General features: G+C 46.1%; 6 protein-coding genes. All 6 read right to left on the bottom strand.

Going from position 1 to position 8,089, the window contains the following annotated elements; genetic code table 11:
* Window positions 1-120: 120 nt before the first annotated feature.
* The 6 genes from AC25MA_RS25515 to AC25MA_RS25490 all read right to left on the bottom strand — a co-directional run bounded on the left by AC25MA_RS25515 (window position 121) and on the right by AC25MA_RS25490 (window position 7,232).
* Complete coding sequence (locus tag AC25MA_RS25515; protein WP_486972538.1) at window positions 121-504, bottom strand: hypothetical protein; 384 nt, start codon at window positions 502-504, stop codon at window positions 121-123.
* A gap of 640 nt (window positions 505-1,144) precedes the next feature.
* Window positions 1,145-1,375 carry a hypothetical protein gene (locus tag AC25MA_RS25510; protein ID WP_486972537.1) on the bottom strand — a complete coding sequence of 77 codons (231 nt, stop codon included), beginning with the start codon at window positions 1,373-1,375 and terminating at the stop codon, window positions 1,145-1,147.
* Window positions 1,376-1,459: 84 nt separating this feature from the next.
* Complete coding sequence (locus AC25MA_RS25505; protein WP_028614313.1) at window positions 1,460-2,008, bottom strand: hypothetical protein; 549 nt, start codon at window positions 2,006-2,008, stop codon at window positions 1,460-1,462.
* Between the two features lie 10 nt (window positions 2,009-2,018).
* Window positions 2,019-3,968, bottom strand: a complete 1,950-nt coding sequence (locus tag AC25MA_RS25500; RefSeq protein ID WP_155951164.1) for a hypothetical protein — start codon at window positions 3,966-3,968, stop codon at window positions 2,019-2,021.
* Window positions 3,969-3,973: 5 nt separating this feature from the next.
* Window positions 3,974-6,103: a hypothetical protein gene (locus AC25MA_RS25495; RefSeq protein ID WP_486972536.1), complete on the bottom strand. Its 2,130-nt coding sequence runs from the start codon at window positions 6,101-6,103 to the stop codon at window positions 3,974-3,976.
* On the bottom strand, window positions 6,087-7,232 hold the full coding sequence (locus tag AC25MA_RS25490) for a tyrosine-type recombinase/integrase (RefSeq protein WP_081735828.1): 1,146 nt from the start codon (window positions 7,230-7,232) through the stop codon (window positions 6,087-6,089). Before AC25MA_RS25490 ends, AC25MA_RS25495 begins: the two co-directional genes overlap by 17 nt.
* Between the last annotated feature and the right edge of the window lie 857 nt (window positions 7,233-8,089).

Raw genomic sequence — 8,089 nt, 5'->3', positions numbered from 1 at the left:
GTACGGAGATCGGTTCATCAGGCCGACCTGGTGAAAGTCAGGGCCTGCCTGACGGCAGGCCGTTACCGGCCCGCACACAAAAAATCTGACACTTCCGGCTGAGGCTGATGACCGTGGACACTAGCTTTCTCCTGCCTGGGTGCTGCCATCTTGCATAGGGCAGAGTGTACTCACCCACCTGTCGCCGATTTTCTTGCCGGGCGCACCGCACTGCTCGCAGGTCTTCAGCGATATCTGTTCGGCAAGGGCAACAGCACCCATGCAGTAGCTATCGCCACCGTCATAGAAGAAATGCAGCTCGCCAAACTTCGACTTCACCTGTGCCACCACTACCTGCGAAACGTCGGGGTGCCCATCCAGGTGGGCTTGAAGCGTGTCGCACAGCGTAACCAGAAGGTCACGCCATCCACGGCTGCAGTAGATGTCATCCACAGATGGGTCAGAGAACAGCAGCGGATAGCGTTCTCTGAACTCTGCTAGGGTAATTTCGGGCGGTGTGTCCATATTCTTGGTGTGCTGAGTGTGAACTTAGAGGGGCCGAAAGATTGCAACTGGTGAGTAACCTCGATGAAGGCTATCAAGCGTTGATGTCGCTGTCGAGGGAACTTAAGGGTATGCATCTAGCATACCTTTAGTTGTGCTAGACAATATTGCTGGGGGTGGTGATAATTGTGAGATCTAGAATTTTTCGATATTGTTAGGTACAGAAAGTACCGTACTGAAAATTATGTAGAGAACAGATCTCGATGGCGTTGGCTGCAGTGTGAGAGAGCCAGTGACTCGGCGTGAGGGCTTCGCAGTAGTCGTTGCCGGCAAGCGGAGCGCGCAGACGCGAGGATGGATGCCCGCAGGGCCGAGGCGCTCAAGAGAGCGACTCGGTTTACGACAGCCGGCCCGCAAGGGCGCGCCCAACCACTACGACTTTCTGGAGAGGCCATGTGCAGAGACGCCAAGGACACCGTGGCTTCACTAGGGAACCACGATGGCCAGTGATGACGATCTGCACCTTGGTAAAACCGCACGTCGCTAAGCGCTGTGGACGCTAGGTCTGGAGTTGGCCGTTAGGTAGGGTAGAGATACTGCCAACGGTGAAGGGCTCAAAAGAGTAAGCCCTTCACTTCTGATGCGGGCCAGCCAAAATACGTTATCGGCGACGACGATGCAAAGGATCCACGAAGTCTCGATAGGCCTCGCGACTTTTTAGGATCTGGTCGCGGATTTCCTCAGGATCGATCGACATTTTTCCTTGAGGCGTAACTGTCAAGGTTTTAAGCTGGTTGAGAGCCTCAATGAATTGCTTTTCCTCTTCTTTTTCCCTGTCAGACCTATTGTCTGGAAATACATAGCTCCAAAGCGTAGCTAATAGGCTCTTCACATGACACCTCTTGGCAGTAGAGTCAAGAACTACACTGATGGGGTCTAGAGCACATGAACATGTTGGAACATGCTCATGTCATCTCTAACTGTTGATTTTAGTTAGCTCGTGCACCTGCATTACAAGCTGGAAATTTCTTTCTTGGAGGTCTTTGTTAGCGATTTTAAGTTGCTCGATAGTCAAGATGAGATCTTTTTGGCTAGTGATCAGGTTTTTTTCGATTGCCGATGTGAAAGCTTCGCTGAGCCTAACGTTCTTGAGGCGTTCTATCTCGAGGAGTGCTAGTTTCAGTTGCTCTTGAATCGTAGCCTTATTAGGCGATTTTCCCGGAATATACCTGCTTTTTTTAATTGAATCCCATAATGCCTGGAGCTCCATGTTGTAGTCAGAGATAAGACAAATCACGTCGGGCTGACGTCGTTTGGTGATCAGGCTGGGATCCACAGAGTTGGCGAGTGCTACACGCCGTGGGACTATCTTAGGTACAGATGTCGCCTGCTGTGACATGATTTTCGCCTTAAGAGAATTGAACTCTTCGGTGACATGCTTAAACAGCTTACGGGTAGTCTCGTTTTTGACCCAGGCAGGCTCGGTGGTCTCTGGTTGCTTGGAATAGTCTTCAAGCTCAAACATGCTGTATTCTCTACTTCCCCAGGATCCTTCGTTCAATGAGCTTGACTGCACTGGTGCTGAGGTCAGCAATTGCTTTCAAGGAATGGTTCTTGGCGATTGCGTTATGGGAGATACCTGCCCGGATAAGTGTCTCTTTTTGAATTTCATTGTTCATGCTATGCGGGCATCCTAGGCAGACTTCGAGGCAGCTATGATGGTCTACGTTGGGTGTGCCAGTTTTTCTGTCATGACATTTTGCCAAATGTTCTTCACCTTTAGGCAAGGCACAAAACCCCCATTCGAAGGCAACAAATCTAGAATAGTTTCCGGCCATTGTATCTAACATCTCATTGAACTCTTCATCGGTAACTGCAACCACGTTAGCAAGTTCAATTTCAATTCTCCTCGCAGCAGGCCCATACAACTTCTCCTCCAGGCGATTTTCAGAAATCCTCCCAATCATCTCTCGAAGATACTCCTGCTCCTGGGCCTCACGAACGGATTCGCTAAGCTTGTATTGTGTGTACCTTTTGGTATGAGCAGATCCATATTGATGTCTGAAGTGCTCTCGGATCTTCTCCTTGATTCTTCCGTCGAATCTGCGAAGAGCGAACTCTGCAAAGGTATGCCTTGCTTGGTGGGGGGATACATGGCTGTGAATTTGAGCAGCCTCTGGATGCTTTTCTAAGACAAAGTCTTTATAGAAATCTCTAAACCAATTTCTCAGTGTTTGTAAGCTAAAGCTACTGTCGGACAACCATTCTTCTTTCGTTTGCTTTCCCCAGCCAAGCGCGACATTAAATGCTCCGCTACGGAAACCACAGTGGAAGAGAGGTAGATCTGTGTCCGAAGGGTCTAGAGCTGAAAGATTAGTTATCAAGTTGGCGGCCTGTGCAACCAACCCATGAAGCGACCTAGGGCTTTGGAAGCCGTTTTCTGTTTTGGTGTTTTCGCTTTTAAACCACCAACTCCCATCGTTATGTTTTTCATAGCCGTCTGTACTTATGCTTCTGGTCTCACTAATGCGGAACCCGCTGAGGATTGTTATGATCGAAAGCGCCGCCTTCAGTAAGGTAATGCAGAAATCACTAAGCTGTCCTAGAGCGTTCCAGGGCATCTTTTTGAACACTTTAGTGGTGGAAGCATCGATACTTGATCCTAAGCTTCTGGCGGACGCTTCCCATTTGATAATTCTGCTAGATTTATGATTGGCTTGGGAGGTTTGAATGTGCCTGTAGAGAGCCAAGCGATCATTCTCTCCAAACCAAAGCTTTGGCGCTTCTTTGAATTCTCGCCAACATTCGAAAAATTTTGAAGCAATGATTGCCTCATCGGATTCAATGAGTATGATTGCTTCAGCTACAGTTAGCGACGCACACACCATAGGTATTGATCCATAAGTACCACCTTCTTTCCATTCGGCATATGTCAATCCGTGACTAGCAAGAAGTTCAGCTACTGCTGACTTCCTGAATGATTCAGTGATGTGATATGAGAAGCCGTCTGGGAGTGTTCCATTGATATACAGATTATTGGTTCTATCAATCAACCTACTCATTATCTGAATTGTGGAAAACCCTAAAAGTTCGTCGCTTCCATTTAGCAAGCTGGATTTTTTAACCGCAAATTTTCGGAGTAAGTTTGCCAGTTCAGCCCGATTGAGTGTGTGCAATGGTCTGTCCGGATATTCTTGCTCCCAGTATTCGCAAATTTCGCGAATGTATGCTGTTTCTTGTCGCGCAGAAGAGATGCTGCTTACAAGAATCCTATTGTTCTCGTCTGCATAGCCACGCCCAATGCTGCCTTTCAGAAATAACATTTGGCCGTAAATCCTTTTGGCCTGTGAGCAATCCCAATCAAAGCGGACATTGTACATATCCCCAGTGTTCGGACATTGTACACTCCAGACATCATTTCCTAACTGATTACTATGAGGCTGGACGGAGGTAGCTAGGCTGAACGAAGCGTTTTCTGATTTCATGATTCTCACCTGACTACTGGCTTTGGAAATGAAGATTTGTCCAGGACGCCCTGTCCGAGCGAAATGGTCTTGCGATCAAATTTTTCCAGACATGCTTCGATGTAAGCTGTCTGCATGACAAGAGATGTGGCACGAGCCTCCTCACTAATGGGAGTATTTCTAAGTAGCTCTACACAGGCCTGCTTATAGTCCAAAAGCAACGCGGCGGAGACAGGGTTAGTAATGATATAGGTAGTACCACCCCGTTTCAGCTGAGCTGTAGGAGTTATTTCATATCCTGCGTCCCGAGCAGAAAGCAAAAGCTGATCAAATTCGGCGACAGAGTCTTCACCTTCTATATCTGTCGACCATCCCAGCATGACCTTGAACTCTTTCATACCCATAAATACATTCCCAGCCATGGAGTCGATGACTTTCCTGGCATCATCAACCATGGCACTGCCCACAGTGGCTGCAAAAGCCGCACGCTTCCCTAGCCTATATTTCGTGGTGCTCGCATAGATGTATTTGATTCTTTTGACCTGGGGCGAGTGTGCAGTTGCACTGGCGTCAACGACCTCTTGGCCATACTTCTCATAGGGAATATTGTCGAGGTCACTTTCGTCCAAATCCAATATTGCTCTGCTTTGGGCGATGTTGGTCACTGAGATGGTTTGCCTATAAATATCGTCTTTCGTCTTTCGGTTGTTTTTATGAAAAATCCTGTTATTGGCTGCAACGCATCGGACGATGTTGGCGAATATTTTAATGCCAGGCTCTTTCAACTGGAGATCGTTATAAGTGCTGGTGTGCTCGTGGCAAGCCATAATCAGTGGAGAGTAGGGCTCGCTGTTCAAACACTGTAAGGTGCTAGTGGTAGGTATTTCTATTAGTTTGTTTCCATGGCTAGGGAAAAGACTAAGGAAGCTCTCTTTTAGCTTTTTGAAGGATACATAAGCTTGATACTGCAGGGACTTGGAAGAATGCATGGGGACTTCTCGGATTTTCTCCGCGCTTCGGCCTTTTTCGAAAATCGGAGAAGCTGAGCTCATTGTTATTCTTAAGTCATCAATGCTCATCTTCAGGAGTCCAGCTAGCTGAACTCGGTCAGTTGCTAGTAACCACGCGAAGCAAATTTCTTCCGCTGGTGTGTGCTTGATTAGGGAAAGATAATCGATGTTTTTGAAGTATAGAATTCTATTGGTATCGTCTGGCTGAATATCCAGAGCGCCAGTGATTCTGAGACCGTCTCGGATTTTTTGGTCAGCTGCGGTTTTTGAAAGCTCAAGATTTCCATCGATGGTCTGATACGCCCATTGTACTTGGTTCCAAAGCAAGCGCTCCTTCAAGCTCAGGTCGTCACTGTCCAAAATGTAGGCCGCTAGCGGTTTGTAGACTGTGCTTCGCTTACTGTCATGGCTACTCCATTTAAGACGTAGATAGTCTCCCTCGCAGCTCTGGATGAGCTCTTGTAGCTTCTGAGAAACCCCAGGGTCGCTTAGTAGTGCAGTACGCTGTTCCTGCATTTTTTCTAGGAAGGCGCAGCAGAATCTAATAGTTGACTGGACGATTTTGAGCTCGTCATCAATTGGCTGTTCAGTGATCTGGCTAAGGCTTGCTTGTGTCCGTTCTGATTTATTGGGCAGAGATGGGATATACGACCTCGCTGCCCTAAGGCTGTTGATGATTTCTGCGCGGCTCGGATCTGCGTGGTGTTGTTCAATGTACCAGTCAATAGGGATTCGATAGGACGACATGTAGGCGCACGCGCTGCTCTCTTGTACTCCCTTATTTTTGAGGTGGAGACAGTAGTCTCCAAATATCCCGGTGGGAAATTTCGAAGCCCCTGCATACTCTACCGATGCCCATTCAAAGATTGCCCTAGTTCGAGTCAGCTTTGCATATGCGTCATGACGACTCTTTGTTTTTAGGGTGTCACTATTCAGATAGCTGATTAAGCACCTGGCGATAGGACATTTTTCAAACCATGTTGGAATACTAATGGTTTGCAGTGACGGCTCTGTCCGCATAGAACTGATGACCAGTACAGTTGCTGATGTATCAGACGCAGATGTAGGCGAGATTTCTGGTGCAAGATCGGACAGGCTCAGATCCAGCATCATCTGTGTTTTTGGTGCGTCAATCTTTGATTTCATTATTCAATGCCTGCCTGATTTTTTCGCGTCTGCCTAGCTCTCCGTCAAAAACAACATATGTTTTTGTTGTTTCTACATCGCTATGTCCTAACTGGTCTGGTAGATATTGCCAAGGGTCTAGACCGTGCTTGTAGCAAAAATCGACTAGGTTAGTTGCGTAAGTGTGTCGAAGTGAATGAAAAACCAGGTTAGAAAATGATTCTTTCGATATGAAGTGATAGTTAGGATTCAACTCATGAATCCTCGCAATGTTCTTTTCGATTATGCCGATTGAAGCGTTCTTCGCCCGCCTAAAAATATTTGTACAGTGGCTTCCGATCAAAGGTTCTCCTCGGCGTGAGCAAATCAATGGCCCGTCAGGTAGTTTGCTTCTTCGACCCTCAAGAAATTGCTTGATCTTTCTCACTGCATAAGGGGGGATATCTACTTTTCGGATTTTGCTTCCCTTGCCGATTAGCGTGATTGTAATAGTTCTAGATCCGATTTTTTCTGCAGCTGAAATCAGATTTTTCAATTCTTCGGTTTTAAGATTTTCACTGTTGGTTACTTCGCTAGTCCGTAATCCACAATGAAATCCAATAATAAGCGCTAGCTCGTCACGCTCTTTTTCAAATGCTCTTTTTGAGGCTATATTTGCTAAAATTTCATTGAAAAGATCTTTGTGTAAATAGTTGTTGTATAAGTCGAAATCAATTTTTTTCTTTGTTTTTTTGTTTTCTTTGCTTTCGTCTTGTATGTACTGATAGCTAAATTTTGCGGGAGCTGAAATAATTCCTGCATCGTAGGCGAACGCATAAAGGCCTTTGATGGAAGAAATATGTCTCTCCATCGACTGTTTTTTCAGGCCATGGAATTTATGAAGATGGCCATATAAATATCCGGACATGTCGGTGTCAGAAAGAGAGTCCCACTCTAGTCCATATCGCTCAAGTGTTTGAAAAAAAGACAAAAGGTCAGAGCCAGTGGCTCTAATTGAGTTATCAGCTTTTTCCATTTGTGCGAGCGAAATAAGGTATAGCGATGGGACTGGAACTATGCTGTCAGTGAAAACATTTTCACCCCGCAAGATCGCATAGGTTTTAATCGTTCCTCCTGACCATTCGACGTTAGTAACTTTCTTAAGTTTCATTAGTGGTTCGCTTGGTCGGCGGGGTGGGCGCTTCAGTCTTTGGTCGCAGACTATGTTCTTAGTCTTCTAAATGTTCGTTACGGTGGTGGATCCTAGGGGGTCAAGAGTTCGGGTGCAATCGTCCTGCTAGTTCATTTAATTATCTATTTTTATCTTTTTATTATTTTTAGTTATAGCTTAATTTTCAATTTATCGATATTTCTAATTATTCTTCCATGGCGTGTAAGGTGTTTTTTCTTTTGGTCATGCAACTGCTAATGTTTTTGTTTAAGTCAATTTGTCAATAATGTTTAGAGTTGTTCTGTTTTTTGGGGCTGCTTTCTAGGTCGCGGGCTGAGCCCAGGCCCCGTCAGCAGTGAGCTTCTTGGGCGGTTCGTTGGGTTTACAAGGTCTGTGTGTGTGGCTTGCTTAGTTAAAGTATATAGTTGGGTTTTCTGTCAATATGCCTGTATTTTGTTTTTTGCAAACTGCAAATGGTTTGCATTTTTTAATGGTTGCAAACGAGTTGAAAATAGGCGTTAAAGACATAAAAGTTTTTATCTTGATATAATCGATTTATAGAGAATTTTAATTTCTATATCCGAAATTTCCCCTGCGGTCTCAAGAGGGAGCAACGGGGCGTTGCTGACGGGATGAATTTCAACCGTGGTTGGCACTAACGCGCCGGCTTGGGCAGCACACGAAATTCAGGTCGGCGTGTTGACCTTGGCAAGGTTCGGTTTTGACCTGCGCAAGGCCAGGCATAGGAGGACTTTGCTAGACGCGCTGAGGTGGTATGGAGAAATGTGTAACGGAGTCCAGGCTCTATCAGTTCACCATGCTTTTCCGCTTGGGCACTGGAGCTTTATGGATGAGGC

Source organism: Pseudomonas sp. P65(2024) (genome assembly GCF_057480955.1).
Note: the sequence above shows the minus strand (reverse complement) of the source record. Positions and strands in the feature narration are given on the sequence as shown.

What these genes read in the sequence shown, in the direction of transcription:
- AC25MA_RS25515 (WP_486972538.1), bottom strand. Translation starts at nt 504, where the DNA reads ATGGACACACCGCCCGAAATTACCCTAGCAGAGTTCAGAGAACGCTAT.
- AC25MA_RS25505 (WP_028614313.1), bottom strand. Translation starts at nt 2,008, where the DNA reads ATGTTTGAGCTTGAAGACTATTCCAAGCAACCAGAGACCACCGAGCCT.
- AC25MA_RS25500 (WP_155951164.1), bottom strand. Translation starts at nt 3,968, where the DNA reads ATGAAATCAGAAAACGCTTCGTTCAGCCTAGCTACCTCCGTCCAGCCT.
- AC25MA_RS25495 (WP_486972536.1), bottom strand. Translation starts at nt 6,103, where the DNA reads ATGAAATCAAAGATTGACGCACCAAAAACACAGATGATGCTGGATCTG.
- AC25MA_RS25490 (WP_081735828.1), bottom strand. Translation starts at nt 7,232, where the DNA reads ATGAAACTTAAGAAAGTTACTAACGTCGAATGGTCAGGAGGAACGATT.